Origin of the sequence: Streptomyces sp. NBC_01384 (assembly GCF_045040035.1) — a bacterium.
Classification (GTDB): Bacteria; Actinomycetota; Actinomycetes; order Streptomycetales; family Streptomycetaceae; genus Streptomyces.
This window is the reverse complement of the sequence record NZ_CP109559.1, coordinates 8,964,856-8,980,947: the sequence shown is the minus strand read 5'-3', so window position 1 is coordinate 8,980,947 and position 16,092 is coordinate 8,964,856. Positions and strand designations below refer to the sequence as shown.

Below are 16,092 nucleotides of genomic sequence, written 5' to 3'. Positions count from 1 at the left end.
TGCGCCTCTGTGGCAGTCCGGGGGCATCACGGCAAAGAGTCAGATTGAGGCTCAAGCGGTGTGTAAGCGCCAGGATAAGTCCGCCTCAGAAACGAGTTGCCACACCAACATCTAAGCCGTCGGCGAGAGACCCAGGTCCCGGCGGCTGGAGCGCGAGCAGCCGGTAGTTGGCCCAGTCCATGGGCTACATGATCCCTTTCCATTGCCATGGTGGTGCTCCGGCCCGGCCGCGCAGGCAGTCGATGCGGTACTGCGCCTCGCGCCGCCACTCCGAGCGAGTGGCGGCGTGCTGCGCGGCGTAGGTCGCCATCCGCAACTCGCGTGCTCGAGCAAGAAGTTCGTATCCCTCCCACTCTGTAACGTCAGTGCCGTAGGTCTCGCAGAACTCGGCGTACTCCTGGGCAGACACCGCGCCGGTCGTGGTGAGCTTCACCGCGGTCGACACGAGATCCCACTCCGGCGGGCCGAACGAAGCGCGCTCGAAGTCCATCAACAACGGGCCAGCCGCCGTGCGCGCCACATTGCCGACCCACGCATCCCCGTGGACTACGCACTCCGGCAGGCCCTTCGGTCTCGTAGCCCACTGGTTCTTGAGCTCTTTGAGCCGGCCGTGCAGCCACTGCCGGTCATCGTCGGAGATTGTGCTTGCTGCTTCGATTCGCTCGACCACCCGGACGAAGGGGTCCAGCTCGCCGAGCGGCAGGTCCGGCTTCGGCAGGGCGTGCAGTTGCTTGAGGAGCGTGACGACGTCGGCGACGGTCCCGATTTCGTGAGGTGGCAGTTCTTGCCAGAATGTCACCGGGTGTCCGTCGGCAGTTACCGGCTGCCGCAGGTCAAGGGCGCGTACGGCGGGCACGCCCTGGGTCGCCAGCCAGCGGGCGACCTGAACCTCACGCGTTGCAGCGGCAGATTGGCCGGGCTGAGTGATGCGCACCACAATCCCCCCAGGCAGACGCCATATGGCGTTCTCGGCAAGCCGTATCGGTTCGGCGTCCGTCGCGTCGAGGCCGGCGGCGAGGCACGCCGCCTGAAGTACTGCTGGGGTGGGCGTTGGTGAAGTGGTCACGCTCGCACCGTAGCCGCGATGCGCTCACGCAGGTCACTGGCCTCGGAGAGCTTCCGGTACCGGCCAGCGAACCGGGCGAGTTCCCGCAGGTCGTCGGCGGCCCGGCACGAGGTCAGCTTGCCGGCGTCGTCCAGCGCTCGATGACCCAGCACGACCGCGTGCCGCGGATCGTCGCCCTTGGCCATGACCAGGGAAGCGAGCTTCGTCTCAGAGATGGCACGTGAGCGGGCGAAGGCGCTGCCGTGGCCTTTCACTGCGATCTCGAAGCGGCGGCCCGCTTGCCCCGGGTCCTCGTCCGCGTGGACCGCGAGATCGAACAGCGCGTGTGCGGTGTCGCCGTGGTGCTGGGCATAGTCGTAGTACGCCATCCACGGTGGATCCTGTGCCGGGGCGGACTGTTCGAAGGCGGCGTCGGCTTCTCCGACCGCGCGCAGAGTGTTGCCCACGTCGCGCATCTTGGCGAAGGCGCGGGCACGTGCGGTGTGCAGCATGGCGCGCTCGGTCGCAGTGAGGCGGTCGGAGCGCACCAGGCCCTTCTCCGCGTGGGTGAGGCCGGTGTCCGGGTCTCCGACCCAGATCTCCTGCCGGGCCATGAACGAGTACGTCTTGGCCCGCAGGTGCCACTCCCCGGCTTCTTCCGCGCACTCGGCGGCTAGCCGAAAGCTGACCCGGGCGTCGTCGTGGGCGTATGCGTCGAACTGAGAGGCGCCGACAACGATCCCTAACCGGGCTACAGATGCTAGGAGTTCAGGCCGGAGCGGCTCGGGGCAATGGACCGACAGCAGGGAGGCTCCCCACATGATGGCGCCGCGGGCGAGTTCTCGTACCGCGCCGCCGCCTCCGTGCTCGTTGTCCTGGCGGTGGATGACATCAGCAAGCGACTTCAGCTGCCCGATCTCGCGCGGGCGGATCTGTGTCGGGGTCTCCCGAGGGGCGGCTGGGGCGACGAGGTGGACGAGGTCTATGGGGGCGATGGCGGCAAGGCCACTCGTGGCGAGGAAGGCGCGACGGTCCACAGAGGCAGGGCTCCCGCTTGGAGGTGTTGTACTACCTCTGCCCAGGATGCGGCCTTCATGGACCTGAACCGACGCCTCCGCCCTACCGCGGGGTGCACTTTCCGTTTCGGGGCGGGGTTTTTCCGTTTGACCAAACACCATTCCCCACGCCCTGGTGAAGACGCCGCCGGTCTGCAAGACCTCGTCCAGGCGCTCGGCCAAGTCCTTCGAGCAGGTAGCAGTCCCCTTCTCGATCTTCTCAATGAGTGAGCCGCTGACCTGCACTCTCGCGGCCAAGTCGGCATGCGTGAGAGGGCCGCGCTTCTTGCGCCAGGTTCGCAGTTCATAGCCAAACCAGTCGCGCGGAGACGCATCCGGAGTCAACTGCTTCTCGGGTCTTGGCATGGGCTGTTCCTCGCTCGCGAAACGGAAGATCGAGGTTTCCGAATCAAGATCTGCACGCGGTCCTATCGGCCTGGCTCAATGGTTGCTCACGGCCGCCACCCCAGTACACACCGCATCCGGCGCCGGTTGGAGAGATTTCGTCGAACGAGGGACTCCCCATGAAGGCAGACTTGATGGAGGCTCAACAGCCCATCACGGAGGGCACAAGCTCAACGGTCCGGACACGCTCCGGCGCATGCGAAATCGACATCGCTCTGACAGCCGCAGCCGTCTCGGGCGTGCGTGACCTCGTCAGGGCGTGCCTACGTCTGTGGGGCCTGACCGAACTCGACTGGCGGGTCACTCTCACCGTGTCCGAACTGCTGACGAACGCCTTCCAGCACGCCCGCAAGGAGCACGAGTCCTCGGTTCCAGTGAAGGTCGTTCTCACCCGAACCCCTGACGGTGTCTTCCTGTGCGTCAGTGACCCGCACCCCCGGCTCCCGGCCCCCGTTTTGGCTGGCGACAACGACGAAGGCGGTCGCGGCCTGGTGCTGATCAAAAAGCTCAGCGACAGATACGGCTGCTCGTCCACTGCGCACGGCAAGGACGTTTGGGCCACGATCCTGCACTCCGCGTAGCCACACCTGCCCGTCTCACACGAGCCGCGAAAGGACCACCACCATGTGCCGGCACTCGCCGCCGTTCTCCAGGGCCGACGCAACCGACCCGAAGGCCGACGGGATTTCATCGGCGGCGACGATGCGTTCGGAGAGCCCGGATGAGGCTTCGGTCCGGGGCCCAGCCCCCGTGCGGAACCTCTCCGGGGAGGGGAACGTTAGCGAGGACGCCCGTGACTCCGGGTCTACCCTCCTCCGTATCTCCGCGGGCAGGCCGTGATGAATGCCCGCGGGGACGCCACCGTCGAGGAGTTACGACAAGCCTGTCTACGAGCGCTCCGACGCGTCACGCCAGTAGGTCGCAAGCATCTCGCTCGGCCAGGCCGGCTGGCGGACGGTGCCTCGGGGCCCCATCTCCTGAAAGTAGGGGGCCAGGTCCACAACAGGTGTTCCGTCGACCGCGTCGAGATCCGTCACCAGGAGGTCGCGGCCTTCCACGCCCAGCAGCCTTGGGTAGCTGACGGCCAGTTGGTTGGGGCGCCGGTGGTTCCGGTGGACGAATGTTCCGGTCGCCGGCCACTGCGGGTTCCCCCGGGGGCTGCGGGCGTGGAGCTGGACATCCTCGGGCTGCGCCAAGTGAAAGCGCCACGTCACCGTCAAGTGGGAGAACTCTTCGATCCCCTGAAGGGTTTCGAGGGGGTACCCCTGGTTGAGTCGGATCACCGACTGGACCCCGCCCTGGTAGTCGTCCTGAACGCGGGTGTGGCCGCCGACGACCGATGCGATCGATTCGACCTCGTACGTCGTCACCGGTACTGGTTCCTCTCCCTTGGAGATGCGGATCCACGAGCTGCTGTGGGGCACCACAAGCCCGTGTCGCGATCAGCCTATGGCCCGCAGCATGCTCCGTGCCCGGTGGTCCAGTTCGGCGACATGGCGGCCCCCACGTTGCCGGACGGGCGAGAGGTCGCTCTGGAGGCGGACGATGACGTCGCGGGCGCGGCCAGACTGGACGCCAGTCATGGCGTCGAGTGCTTGGTTCCAGGTGGCGCATGCCTCGTCGAGGCGGCCTTGCTGGACCTGGACGGCGCCGAGGTAGCCGAGTGTGACGCTGTGGGTTCGGGCGTACTGCTGGCGTCGGCGGGTGGCAACGCTGCGCTTGAAGTGGATCTCCGCGTCGAGCGGCTGGCCCAAGTCGCGCAGAGCGCAGGCAGTTTCGTGGGCGAGGGACGCTTCCTGGAAGAAGCCGACGCGGGCCGGCGCCTCGACTGTGTCGGCGCGGGCAAGGTCCCGCTCTGCGCGGCTGATGGCCGCGAGAGTGCCGGCCCGGTCACCGTCGGCCGCGAGTGCGCGTGCATGGACGATCGCCAGCAGTGCCTTCTCACGATTGCTGGCCTGGCCGTAGCGGTCGCGGGACATCGAGGCGTCGGCCAGGGCGAGCGCCCTACGCGGATGCCCGAGGTCCACGGCCTGGTGGGCGAGGGCGCGCAGGACATGGCCGCCGAGCGGTCCGTCTCCGGCTTCCGCCGCGATCCGGGCGGCGATGGTGAGGTAGCGCTGGGCGGTGCGGTGCTCACTCGCATCGAAGGCCATCCAGCCGGCGAGATAGGTCATCTCTGCCACGGCCGAGTACGTGTCGCGACGGAGCTGATCCGTGCGGAATCGACCGCCGAGCAGCGGCACCGCTTCGTCGAGCAGGTGGCTGGCAAGGGCCTTGCGGCCGGAGGCGCCGCCTCGCTGCTGGTCACGCGCGGAGTAGTAGACCGTGAGGTCGCGGACGTCGTCGATGTCCACCTGGGTCACCGAGCGCGGGGATACCGGTCGACGGTTCGCCACTGCAGCAGGGGCGGCTGCCCACCACGAGGCGGTAGGCAGGGCGAGGCCAGCCGCGGAGTAGGCGGCGGTGGCCAGCAGCTTGCGTCGGTGCATGTCGAGATCGTCGCTTCCCAGCTCGGCCAATGCGGTCAGAGGGTCGACGCTCCAGTCGGAACCGCTGTCGGTCGTGCCTGTCGGCTCTTCTTCCAGCCCGAGGTCGGCCAAGGTGAGGCGGCGGCCGAGTCTGCGGGACAGCGTCTCGCGCAGGATATGCGGCGCTCTGCCACTCGGCTTCGTGCCCAGGACCCACATGGAAATGTGCGAGCGGGAGATCGCCTCCAGCTCACGCACGCCGCTCTCCGCGGCCACCCGGGCAACGGCAGCGGCTGCTTGCGGCTGGGACCAGCCTGCTTCGCGCAGGAGTGCGGCGAGGGCGACGTTTCGTTCACGGGCCATGGACTGCCCCTCGGTTCCGAAATGATCTTTGGCGCCTTTGGCGGCCTTCCGGTCCGCACAGGCATACCCCTCAGACGGGATTCACGGTTCGCTCAACGTAGCGGCCAGATCACTCACTTCGCACGCCAGCCGTCGGTGCCAACGGGCGATCTCGGCTCACTTTGGCTTGATCCGAACAGGAGTTGTGTCATGCGTCTTTCGCTGGTCCCTCGCGGAGGAGACATCCAGGGCGGGAGCGGAGGGCGAGGGTCCGTCACCGTGGAGCGGGCGCCGCAGCGTGATCACGTGGTGGCCGCGTCGGAGACGGTGACGCTCGTGCTGGGCGATGATTCGCCACTGCCCGAGAGCGCTGCTGACGTGGAGAACCTCGTTCGTCGTCTGCGCGGTCACGTTGCCCAGTTGGGAGCACGGACCGCTTCGGGCACCCCTGTGTTGCTGCGCGCGCAGAGGCTCTGCTCGGACAGCGTCCCCGAGGGCTACATGCCCAGCCGGGTGTACCTGGTCCAGCTCGCCGAAGCGACCCAGGAACTGGTCGCGTATGTGGAGCGCGTCGGCCCCGGGGCGATGCTCCCGAGGCGCAGGCGGCGTTGGCGGAAGCCGAGGATCAACGTGCTGCGCGGGGCGGTCTTCGCTGTTGCCCTCGCCTGCTTGGTCTGGGCCGCTTCGGTGCCGCGGACATGACGGCGACCGGAGCCGTCGTCATCGGGCTGATCCTCGTGCCGATGGCCTGGCTTGTTCTGCGCGGCGAGCGCGCAACCGGCCCTGCTGCGCCCGGCGAGGAGTCCCCGCCGTCTCAGATCGCACCTTCCCCGCCCCGGTGACACCGGTGCCTCTCGCTCCTACCGTTCCCGGCCGCTGCGGCGGCCCCGAAGCCATCCCCGGATTCGCGGGGCCTACGGAGATCCACACGATGAAGCGCCTTCCGCGTATCGAGCAGTACGGCCTGATCGGCGACATGCAGACCAGTGCCCACGTCTGCGACGACGGTTCGATCGACTGGCTGTGCCTGCCCCGGTTCGACTCGCCGGCCGTCTTCGCCAGCCTGCTCGGCACGCAGAAACACGGCACCTGGCGGATCGCTCCGGCCGCTCCCGCTGGCCGTTCCAGCTCCGAAGCAGTCGCCGAGCGCCGGTACCGCGGTGACTCGCTCGTCCTCGAATCGGTATGGCGCACCCAGGCCGGTTCGGTCCGCGTCCTGGACTTCATGCCACCGCGCGACGGGGCACCGCAGGTGATCCGGATCGTCGAGGGCCTGACCGGTGAGGTCTCCATGGTCTCGGCCATGCGTCCGCGGCCGGGGTACGGCGGCGTCAGCCCGTGGATTCACGAGGTTGGTGGGCGCATGGTCGCGGAGGCCGGCGCGGACGCTCTGTGGCTCGACACCTGCGTCCAGCAGGTGGAGAAGGACGGCGTCATCGTCAGTGCCTTCTCCGTCGCCGCCCGGCAGAGCGTGGCGTTCGTCCTCAGTTGGTGCCCGTCCCACGCGACGGCGCCCGGCGTTCCCGACCCGGAGGCCGCGCTCAGCGAGACGCTCACCTTCTGGCAGGACTGGACGCGGGAGTGCACCTACGAGGGGCCCTATCGCGAACCCGTGGTCCGTTCATCGATCGCGCTGAAGGCGATGACGTACGGGCCGAGCGGTGGGATCGTCGCGGCGCCGACCACGTCGCTGCCTGAGGAGATCGGCGGAAACCGGAACTGGGACTATCGCTTCACCTGGTTACGGGACGCCTCCACGACGCTGGCCGCGCTGCTGGGAACCGGATACCGGCAGGAGGCGCAGGCATGGCGGCGATGGCTCCTGCGAGCCGTGGCCGGCGATCCGGAGAACCTGCAGATCATGTACGGGATCACCGGGGAGCGTGACCTGCGGGAGCGGGTGTTGCCCTGGCTGCCCGGGTACGAGGGATCAGCACCCGTGCGGGTCGGCAATGAGGCAGCGGACCAGCTGCAGCTCGACGTGTACGGCGAGGTGATCGAGACCCTGTACCTCGCGCACGAGAGCGGTGTGGCCCACTGCGCCGACACCGCCGTGCTGCACCAGCGACTCGTCGAGCACCTGGCACAGCGCTGGCAGGATCCCGACGAGGGGATCTGGGAGATTCGCGGGGCACGCCGGCACTTCGTGCACTCGAAGGTGATGGCCTGGGTGGCGATCGACCGCACCATCCGCTTGGTGGAGGCCGGCTCCCTCCACATGGACCTGGACTACTTGGTCGAACTGCGGGCGAAGATCCACCACGAGGTCTGCACCAAGGGCTTTGACCCGGTGCGCAACACCTTCACCCAGTCCTACGGCTCGCAGGAGCTGGATGCCGCCACGCTGCTGATCCCCCGCGTCGGCTTCCTGCCGCCGGACGATCCGCGCGTCGTCGGCACCGTGGACGCGGTACGTCGTGAACTCTCCACCCCGGACGGGCTCGTGCGCCGGTACCCGACCATCGGCGACCACGCCGGGGTGGACGGCCTGACCGGAGACGAGGGCACATTCGTCCTCTGCTCCTTCTGGCTCGTCGACGCCCTGGCCCTGACCGGCCGACTGGACGAGGCCCACGCCCTGTTCGAACGCCTCCTCGCGCTGCGCAACGACCTCGGGCTCCTGGCCGAGGAGTACGACCCCGTCCAGCAGCGCCAGCTCGGCAACTTCCCGCAGGCGTTCAGCCACATGGGCCTGATCCAGAGCGCCCGGCTCCTTCAGCTCCTGGCGACGCAGTCCTCCCACCACCGCGGCGTGGTCGCGGTTCCGACGCCCCGCTCGACCTCACGCAGCACACGCCAGACCTGCGCAGACCTGACGCCGCAGCACGCTTAGCCACCCCCACCCTGACGAGGATTCCCATGCCTGACAGCGCCTTCCCGGCACGGCCGGCCGCTACCGGCCACCGCAGACGGCGGCCTCCGATCGACGCGTTCACGCTGCACCGTGTCCGCCGCGCCGTGGCACTGCCCCTGGTGCTCCTTGCCGCGCTGCTCGGTGCCGCCTTCCCCCTCTGGTCGGTGTCCGCGGTAGGCCCCGGCTGGCTCCTGGTCGGCCTGGTCTGCGGACTGGCTGGGGTCGCCACGGTGGCGGCTCGCGGAGCGCGAACGGCCGCAGGGGCCGTGCAGACAGCCGCGGAGGAGGCCCGGGCAGCGGCACTGACAGCGGTCGCGGGGGCAGCTGCAGCCGTCGAGAAGTCGGTGCAGTGGTCGGCGGACGAGCTGTGCCGCGGGGGACGCCCGCCGCTGCCGGACCTGCAGGCGCCACCATCGGCCAGTCCGAACGCCGAGATCAACAAGGCGTTGAGTGGAGTCCAGGCGCAGGCCATCGCGTCGCTGATACGTGTGCACGACGAGTCCCAGTCCGTCGTCCTCCTGGAAGTGCTGCGCCGTCTGGCCATGCGCGAGCACGCCCTGGTCGGCAAGGCGCTTCAGGCACTGAGCCAGTTGGAGATGCTGACCGACGACCCGGAGCTGCTGGCCAAGATCTTCGAGATCGATCACCTCGTGACGCGGATGCGTCGCCAGGTCGAGAGCACGGCGGTGCTGGGCGGGCAGTCCCTGCGCAGCGTGCGCCGGCCTGTTCCCGTCGCGACGGCGCTGCGCGGCGCGGTCTCCGAGGTCGTGCAGTATCCGCGTGTGGCCGTCGCGGCCGGGTCTGTGGGCGCCGAGCTGGGTCTTCCCGGACATGTGGGTCCGGACCTGACGCACCTGCTGGCCGAGCTGATCGAGAACGCCTGCGAGTGCTCCGATCCGGCGACGAAGGTGATGGTGCGTGCGCAGCGGGTGGCGAACGGGCTGGCGGTCGAGGTCGAGGACCGGGCCATCCCCATGCATCCGCAGACGCGGGCACAGATGAACCACCTGCTCAAAGCCCCCGACGAGGTCGATGTCAGCGGCCAAGTCCGAGCCGGCCAGCTCGGCTTGCTGGTCGCCGCGAAGATCGCCCAGTCCCACGGGCTGTCCGTTCTCCTGCAGGAGAACGTGACAGGAGGCACCACCGCCCTGGTCGTTATTCCGGCACGGCTTCTCGTAGCGATTCCCTCCGTCGACGATGCGAGCGCGCTGCCAAAGGAAGCACGCCCCTCCGCGCCGCAGCCGCGGCAGGTTGCCGCGACTCCAGCCATCCCGACGGCAGGCCAGGTCACACGCCCCGGCACCGCAGGGGCACCGGGAGCCGCAGAGACAGGTCACTCTGCTGATGCGCCCGCTCTTCCCACGCGTAGACGTCAGGTCGGCTCGTTCCATCCACCACGCGAGCGGGAGCAAGCCCCCGTGACCGCGGCGACGCCAGGGCTCGCAGCCGCCTTCCGCAACGGCATCCAGGCCGGCGGGGCCGCCGGTTCTCCCACCGCTTCGACAGAGCAGCCCAGGCCCTGAACCTCGCCCTTCCTTCCACGTTCCCGGCGGCCCGTCACATCCGCTGGCCCTTCCCCCTTCTGGAGCGATCCCTATGAGCACCCACGCCGCGATGAACAACGTGACCGGCGACGCGCCCGCATCCGAGACAACGGCAAGCGGACAGCGGGACAACATGGCCTGGCTGCTGCGTCAGTTCGCCTCCGATGTCCCGGGCGTCACCCACGCCGTCCTGCTGTCGCGGGACGGACTGCGGCTGCTGGACAGCGACGTCGACAAGGACTGGGCGGACGAACTGTCGGCCGCGCTCAGCGGAGTGGCCTCACTCGCGGCGAACATCACCGGCCCCAGCCACAAGAAGCGGCCGGCCAGGCAGGTCGTCATCGAGCGAGACGACTGCCTGTTCTTCGTCCAGAGCGCCGGTCGCAGCGCGGCCTTCGAAAACCACCCCGGCAACGAACGCGGTGAGGTGGACACGGTCCTCGCCGTCATCGCCACCACGGACGCCGACGCGGGCACCGTCGGGTACGAGACGGGGCGCCTCGTGCAGAAGTTCGCCCCCTACATGCTGATCCCCGTCCGCGTCGGCACGGGTGCTGATGTCCGGTGAGCACACACGGCCGCGCGGCCGAGGATTCGACGTTCGTGCGGACCTACACCTTGACGCGCGGGCGTACCAAGCCGCGGTATCTGCTCGGTCTGGAGACCGTGCTGGACGCCGGACCGGGGCGGCCCAGCCCGGCGCAAGCCGAGGAATGCGAGGAGATCCTCGCCCTGTGCCGGGAGCGCCGGCGTTCGGTGACCGAACTGGCGGGCCGACTCCGTCGCCCCGTCACCGCCGTGAAGATCCTCGTCTCGGACCTCCTGGACGCCGATGTCTTGGTCGTCCCCGTCACCGCCCCCTATGCCGCATCCGACACGGACTCGGATGCCAGTCCCTCCACCCAGCTACTGGCGGCCCTCTCGGCGGGCCTGAAGAGGAAGTGGCCCGATGCCATCGCCTACCCCCAGGCCGGGTGACCCGGCTGTGGGCCTGCGGACTCCGTCGCGCCCGCCTGCTGGTGCACCGACCGTGCTGAAGGTCGTGATCGCCGGGGGCTTCGGCGCGGGCAAGACCACCGCCGTGGGCGCGGTCAGCGAGATCACGCCGCTGAGCACGGAGGAGTACCTGACCGAAGCGAGCGCGGACGTAGACAGCCTGGAAGGCGTCGAGGCCAAGCAGACCACCACGGTCGCCTTCGACTTCGGTCGCCTCAGCCTGCCCGACGCGCCCGTACCCCTGGAACTGTTCCTGTTCGGCACGCCCGGCCAGGACCGGTTCGTCGACCTCTGGTACGACCTCTCCCGCGGAGCCGTCGGCGCGGTCGTCCTGGTCGACACCCGCCGCCTGGAAAGCAGCTTCACCCCCGTCAGCTTCTTCGAAGACATCGGCCTGCCCTTCGTCGTCGCCGTGAACCAGTTCGACGGAGCACACCGCTACCACCCCGAACAGGTCCGTACCGCCCTCGAACTACCCGCCTCTGTACCGGTGGTCACCTGCGACGCCCGCGACCCGAACCACGTCGCCGGCGTCCTGCTGACCCTCGTCGGCCACGCCGTGAGAAACGCAGCGGCAGGCCCCGTCCGTCCCACACCCACTACCACCCTCCAGGACGCCTGATGACATACCAGCCCACCAACCCCTACCTCGGACCGCAGACCCCGCCCACGCAGGCACTACCGCGCCGCAACATGCGGGACCTCGCCCCTGGGCCGTCCGTCCCGGCCGCCGCCGTCACCGGCCTGCAGGTCCAGCAGGCGACCGAACTGGCGCGGCGGTATGAGCTGCTTGAGCGCCTGGGCATGCCTACCGCTGCCAGCGAGGACTTCGACGAGCTGGCCCGCGACATGGCCACGCAGGCCGGATTCCTGTACGGGTTCGTCAATCTGTTCCTGGAGGAGCAGACCTTCGTCGGACTGCACCAGCCGTCGGCGGACAGCGGGTACGTCATCGTCGGCCGCACCATGAGCCGCGACCACGGCTGGTGCCCAGAGGTCATGGCCCGAAAGAAGGCCCTCCCGCTGCACGACGTGCACGCCAGCCCTCGCTTCAGCAGCAACCACGTGGTCGACGCGGTCGGGATCCGCTCCTACTTCGGCGCCCCGCTCATCCACGACAGCGGCACCGTGCTGGGCACGGTGTGCGTCATCGACCCCGAGAAACGGCCCCTGAGCGAGGCCCGACGGCTCAGAGACATCGTCATCAACGCCGGCGCGCAGGTGATGGACCACATCGTCCGCGCCCCCGTCCGCTAGGCCGTTCCACACCCCCACCCGGGAGCCGTAGGCGATCCCCGGCCGCTCCACGTTGCGACCTTCACCCAGGGAGAGGGAGACCATGTCCGCCACACCCACCACACCGCCACCAGCGCTGCGTCCCTACCTCACCGCCCGCCACGAACTGCTGTGGGACGAGGCCGACGCCTTCGCGGCCGAGCACGTCGCGCCGCGCGCCGCTCGTATGGAGGCCGCGCCGGGCAGGGTGGAGCGCAAGGTCGCCGACCTGATGGCCGCACGGGGCTGGTTCGCCGTCACCGTCCCGTCCGCCTTCGGCGGTCTGGGCGCCGGCCATGTGGCCAAGACGATCCTGGTCCACCGCATCGCCTGCGTCTCGGGGGCTGCCGCGGCCATCCTGCAGGCCACCCTGATCCCCGTCGGCGCCCTGCTGCACTTCGCCACCTACGAACAGAAGGGCTGCTGGCTGCCCCGTGTCGCGGACGGTTCACTGCTGTTGTCGATCGCCGTGACCGAACCGCAGGCCGGCGGACACATCGGCGGCATCGAGACCGTCGCCGAACGCGCCGGCAGCGAGTGGGTGATCACCGGCAGCAAGATCCATATCGGCAACAGCCACCTCGCGGGAGCCCACCTCGTCGTAGCCCGAACCGCCGAGGCAGGCGTGAGCGCCTCCCAGGCACTGACCGCGTTCATGGTCGAAGCCGACCGCCCCGGACTCGCTGTCTCCGACCACCGCTCCGGCCTCGGTCTGCACGGCTTCTCCGCCGGCCGCCTCGACCTTGACCACGTCCGCGTCCCCGAAGACCACGTGGTCGGAGAGATCGGCCGAGGGCTGAGCGTGGCCCAGAGCAGCAGCATCCTGTACGGCCGTCCCAATCTGGCCGCCGTCAGCCTCGGCATCCACGAAGCGATCGTGGCCACCACCACTGCTCGTCTCAAGACCCGTCCCCGCTACCGGGGCACCCTGTCCGACCTGCCCGTACTACGGGACCGCATCGGCGACATGGAGGCCCGCCTGCGCGCCGGCCGGATACTCGCCTACCAGTCCGTGCACCTCCTCGACCAGGGCCTGCCCTGCGACGCCGACCTGATCAACGCCAAGTACCTCGGCCACCAGTGGGCCGTGCAGTCGGCCCAGGACGCCATGGAACTGCACGGCGCCCACGCCCTCGACCGCGACTACGTCCTCCAACGCCTGTGGCGCGACATCCAGCACACCTACCCGCCCGCCGGAACCGGCGAGGTCCAGCGCATACGCCTGGCCGACGCCGCCTTTGACGAGGACCACATCCAGTGGTCCGAGCGCCTCGCCGCCGAAGCTGCCTGGGCACGTCCCGGCCCGACCGCCGCATGAGCCCCCGTGCGCGGCACCCCGTGAATCCAGACCGCCGCGCACGGGCCCGTTCCGCCGGCCCCCGTCCCCCGCGGGGACCGGCGGCACCCATCCCGGTGACCGTCCATTCCAGCCGAGAAAGAGACATCGTGACCCCGCCCGTGACGATCAGCGCACCGATCACCCCCCTGACACCGACCCTGCAGCGCGTCGCCCAACACCTCGCGAACGGCCTTACACCCCAAGAGATCGCCACGAAGGCAGGACTGTCGGCGGTCACCGTCCGCCAGTACATCCGCGACATCCGCGAGAGCCTCCACTGCCCGCCCCGCTGCAAGCCCCCGGTGATCGTGCACCAACTGTTCACCATCCAGCGGGTGGCCCCTCCCACGACCGACAGGCCGACGCCGGAGCTCAGCTCGAAGCAGCTGCTGCTGCTTCGAGCCGTCGCTGAGCACAGCGATACCCGCGCCATCGCCGTCGCCGCCAAGATCGCCCCGGCCGACCTGCGCGCCGCGCTCGACCAGCTCCTCGCCGACACGGGCGCACAGGACACCACCGAACTGGTGGTTCTGGCGCACAGCTGGCAGCTACTGCCGGCCGAGCAAGCCGCCCACGCGACGCGAAGCGGGGCAACCCAGTGACCCGCCCCACGACCCCCACGGCCAGCGAGGACCGCTCCGCCCCCGTCCCGTTCACGCAGGCGCCGCCGGCCGCCATCTACGAGATGCGCATTCTGAGCACCGCGGCCGAGCGCGAGGAAGCCGCCGCCCTCGTCCAGGACCGCCAGCGCTGGCTCACCCTGCACGGCCTGCCCGTACCCGCCCGAGCCGACATCCCCGCGCAGTTCCGCGAGGCGCAGACCATGCCCGCCGGGCTGTTCGAGGACGGGAGGCTGCTGGCCTGCATGATCCCCGAGCACGACCCCGACCTCGGATGGGGCCAGGGTCCGTGCCTCTTCCTCCAAAGCGTCCACACCCTGCCCAGCCAGTCCGACGACATCACCCGCCTGATCACCCTGTGGGCGTCCGACTTCGCCGCCCGAGTCGACCTCCATGTCGTACGGGCCGAGACCCTGGCCCGCCACGCCCTCGAAGCCGAACCCCTCGCTGCCCTTCTGCGTCGGCTCACGGACACCGGCAGGGACGTGTGCGGATCCGCCCCCGGACGCGACGGCGATCGAGTCGCCCGCCTCGAACTCCCCGCCGAGCACCGCCCCGGGCTCCGCGCGCTGATCAGCTGCCAGGTCCACGCGCCTCAGCCGGCCCCGGATGATCGGAGCAACGCGTGACAACCGACGAACCGCAGCGGCCCGACCTCGCCCGCGAGCTGATCGCCCGCGCCACGGAATCGGCCGCTCACCGGGCCAAGCGCGTGCGCGACCAGCTCGACGCCGTCCAACTCGGACAGGGCCGGCACACCGACCACGCCAACACCAAGGTGCTGCGCCGCATCCTGGCCGACCACGACTGGCCCGGGCACCGCCTCGTCGGCCCCGACGCGGCCCGTGCCGCGTGGAGCATCGCCCTGCACAGCGACGACGAACCCGACTTCCAGCGCGCCGCCACCACCCTGCTGGGACGTGCGGTCCAGGCCGGCGACGCACTGGTCCAGCACTGGGCGCACCTTCACGACCGCGCCCTCATCACCAGCGGGCGCGACCAGGAGTACGGCACCCAGCTCCTGCTGCGCGCCGACGGCATCGAACTGTGCCCGCTGCGCGCGCCGGCGTCAGTCGACACACGCAGGGCCACCGTGGGTCTGCCGCCGATCGCTGTCGCTCTGAAGGCGGTGCACCGCCGGTACACCGCGCATAGCTCTGCCGATGAAGCCCCGACCGTCGTCCTCGCGGGGGCCGCGTGAAGCAGCGGAACCGCAGGTTCTCCACCAGTCGGCCTCCCGGCCGCAACTCCGCTCCGCGAAAGGATCGTTGACAGATGAAGCTCACCACCGCCGTCCTCGCTGCCGGTACTGCCGTCTCCCTCACCACCGCCGTGGTCGGAGCCGTCCGGCTCAGGCAGGACGCGCGGCACCAGGCCGAGCGCAACGAGGCGGTCGTCGCCCGCAACCAGCTCGACTGGCTGGCGCAGATGTCCACCAACGCCGACCTCGCCAAGCTCTGGGCGCCCGAGGACATGGACGTCGAGGAGTACACGCAGCTGCTCCATGCCAACCAGCAGATCTGCACCCTCAGCCTGCGCGACCGCCTGGGTTTCGTCCGCGACGGACAACTGCCCTTCTACGCCTCGATGCTCATGAACAGCGACGTCTGCCGGCGCTACTGGGCCCGTTTCGGAGACCTCCGCGCCCAGGAGGCCGAGGGCGACGAACGCGCCGAGCACTTCACCAAGGTCCTGAACCAGGCCGCGAAGGCCCACCAGGAAGCGCAGCCCGTAGCAGCCTGACGGCACGGGTCCCATCGACTCCCAGACGTCCTGGACCAGGCGACGCCTTCGCCCGCCACCGTCTGGCACCAAGCTCCGGGCCCCGACCGGGTCCCGGGATCCCGCACCACCCATCGCCACAAGGAGGCAAGCATGACCGCCGTGCAGACGGAGAGGCCGACCGCCCCCGTGCAGTCGGACCTGGCAACCACCGACGAGACCGACCCGTTCGGGCTCGACATCACCTTCATCGAGGGCACGCCGGCGACCGAGACGGTCCTGATGTGCAGCACGGGCGACACCTGCGGCAGCTCCTGCCCCAGCGCCTGCACCACCTCGTAAGCCGGGCCACCCCGGCAGCGCGGGCCGGACGGGGCTCTCCCCGTCCGGCCCGCCCCGCCCGCCACGCAGAAGATGAGGAGAGCCC

The 16,092-nt window shown here is 69.6% G+C and carries 19 protein-coding genes and 1 pseudogene; 15 read left to right on the top strand and 5 right to left on the bottom strand.

Annotated features, from left to right (window positions below; translation table 11 throughout):
- Window positions 1-184 precede the first annotated feature (184 nt).
- The 3 genes and pseudogenes from OG747_RS41295 to OG747_RS41285 form a co-directional block, all read right to left on the bottom strand.
- Window positions 185-1,066, bottom strand: a complete 882-nt coding sequence (locus tag OG747_RS41295) for a phosphotransferase family protein (RefSeq protein WP_405884464.1) — start codon at window positions 1,064-1,066, stop codon at window positions 185-187.
- Window positions 1,063-2,082, bottom strand: a complete 1,020-nt coding sequence (locus OG747_RS41290) for a hypothetical protein (protein ID WP_405885973.1) — start codon at window positions 2,080-2,082, stop codon at window positions 1,063-1,065. Before OG747_RS41290 ends, OG747_RS41295 begins: the two co-directional genes overlap by 4 nt.
- Before the next feature lie 171 nt (window positions 2,083-2,253).
- Window positions 2,254-2,466 (bottom strand): annotated as a pseudogene (locus OG747_RS41285) (helix-turn-helix domain-containing protein); the annotation flags it as partial.
- Window positions 2,467-2,624: 158 nt separating this feature from the next.
- Between OG747_RS41285 and OG747_RS41280 the strand changes: the two are divergent.
- Window positions 2,625-3,086: an ATP-binding protein gene (locus OG747_RS41280; RefSeq protein WP_405884463.1), complete on the top strand. Its 462-nt coding sequence runs from the start codon at window positions 2,625-2,627 to the stop codon at window positions 3,084-3,086.
- A gap of 306 nt (window positions 3,087-3,392) precedes the next feature.
- Here the strand turns inward: OG747_RS41280 and OG747_RS41275 are convergent, their stop codons facing one another.
- Both OG747_RS41275 and OG747_RS41270 read right to left on the bottom strand, forming a co-directional pair.
- Window positions 3,393-3,875: an SAM-dependent methyltransferase gene (locus OG747_RS41275; RefSeq protein ID WP_382119104.1), complete on the bottom strand. Its 483-nt coding sequence runs from the start codon at window positions 3,873-3,875 to the stop codon at window positions 3,393-3,395.
- 72 nt (window positions 3,876-3,947) lie between these two features.
- Window positions 3,948-5,336 (bottom strand): Tat pathway signal protein, encoded by a 1,389-nt coding sequence (locus OG747_RS41270; RefSeq protein ID WP_405884462.1) that lies wholly within the window; start codon window positions 5,334-5,336, stop codon window positions 3,948-3,950.
- A 189-nt stretch (window positions 5,337-5,525) separates the two neighbouring features.
- Between OG747_RS41270 and OG747_RS41265 the strand changes: the two genes are divergently transcribed.
- From OG747_RS41265 to OG747_RS41200, 14 genes are all read left to right on the top strand, one after another.
- Window positions 5,526-6,017 (top strand): DUF6415 family natural product biosynthesis protein, encoded by a 492-nt coding sequence (locus OG747_RS41265; RefSeq protein ID WP_376223318.1) that lies wholly within the window; start codon window positions 5,526-5,528, stop codon window positions 6,015-6,017.
- A complete protein-coding gene (locus tag OG747_RS41260; protein ID WP_212726545.1) occupies window positions 6,014-6,157 on the top strand; it encodes a hypothetical protein in 144 nt (47 codons plus the stop codon). The genes OG747_RS41265 and OG747_RS41260 overlap by 4 nt, the downstream gene beginning before the upstream one ends.
- 89 nt (window positions 6,158-6,246) lie before the next feature.
- Window positions 6,247-8,148, top strand: coding sequence for a glycoside hydrolase family 15 protein (locus OG747_RS41255; RefSeq protein WP_405884461.1), 1,902 nt, complete (start codon window positions 6,247-6,249; stop codon window positions 8,146-8,148).
- A 26-nt stretch (window positions 8,149-8,174) separates the two neighbouring features.
- Window positions 8,175-9,692 (top strand): ATP-binding protein, encoded by a 1,518-nt coding sequence (locus OG747_RS41250; RefSeq protein WP_405884460.1) that lies wholly within the window; start codon window positions 8,175-8,177, stop codon window positions 9,690-9,692.
- 73 nt (window positions 9,693-9,765) lie between these two features.
- The gene (locus OG747_RS41245; protein ID WP_405884459.1) at window positions 9,766-10,281 is read left to right on the top strand and encodes a roadblock/LC7 domain-containing protein; all 516 of its coding nucleotides are present in this window, start codon (window positions 9,766-9,768) and stop codon (window positions 10,279-10,281) included.
- Window positions 10,278-10,691, top strand: a complete 414-nt coding sequence (locus OG747_RS41240) for a DUF742 domain-containing protein (RefSeq protein ID WP_405884458.1) — start codon at window positions 10,278-10,280, stop codon at window positions 10,689-10,691. Before OG747_RS41245 ends, OG747_RS41240 begins: the two co-directional genes overlap by 4 nt.
- Window positions 10,692-10,743: 52 nt before the next feature.
- Window positions 10,744-11,331: a GTP-binding protein gene (locus OG747_RS41235; RefSeq protein WP_405884457.1), complete on the top strand. Its 588-nt coding sequence runs from the start codon at window positions 10,744-10,746 to the stop codon at window positions 11,329-11,331.
- Window positions 11,331-11,966 carry a GAF domain-containing protein gene (locus tag OG747_RS41230; RefSeq protein WP_405884455.1) on the top strand — a complete coding sequence of 212 codons (636 nt, stop codon included), beginning with the start codon at window positions 11,331-11,333 and terminating at the stop codon, window positions 11,964-11,966. Before OG747_RS41235 ends, OG747_RS41230 begins: the two co-directional genes overlap by 1 nt.
- 82 nt (window positions 11,967-12,048) lie before the next feature.
- Complete coding sequence (locus OG747_RS41225) at window positions 12,049-13,302, top strand: acyl-CoA dehydrogenase family protein (protein ID WP_405884454.1); 1,254 nt, start codon at window positions 12,049-12,051, stop codon at window positions 13,300-13,302.
- A gap of 128 nt (window positions 13,303-13,430) precedes the next feature.
- Complete coding sequence (locus OG747_RS41220) at window positions 13,431-13,925, top strand: LuxR C-terminal-related transcriptional regulator (protein ID WP_405884453.1); 495 nt, start codon at window positions 13,431-13,433, stop codon at window positions 13,923-13,925.
- A gap of 74 nt (window positions 13,926-13,999) precedes the next feature.
- Window positions 14,000-14,572, top strand: a complete 573-nt coding sequence (locus OG747_RS41215; RefSeq protein WP_405885972.1) for a hypothetical protein — start codon at window positions 14,000-14,002, stop codon at window positions 14,570-14,572.
- Window positions 14,569-15,144, top strand: a complete 576-nt coding sequence (locus OG747_RS41210) for a DUF6624 domain-containing protein (protein WP_405884452.1) — start codon at window positions 14,569-14,571, stop codon at window positions 15,142-15,144. The genes OG747_RS41215 and OG747_RS41210 overlap by 4 nt, the downstream gene beginning before the upstream one ends.
- A 74-nt stretch (window positions 15,145-15,218) precedes the next feature.
- Entirely contained in the window at window positions 15,219-15,686 is a 468-nt protein-coding gene (locus OG747_RS41205) for a DUF6082 family protein (protein WP_405884451.1), read from the top strand.
- A gap of 132 nt (window positions 15,687-15,818) precedes the next feature.
- Entirely contained in the window at window positions 15,819-16,007 is a 189-nt protein-coding gene (locus OG747_RS41200) for an FxLD family lanthipeptide (RefSeq protein ID WP_057608338.1), read from the top strand.
- Window positions 16,008-16,092 lie beyond the last annotated feature (85 nt).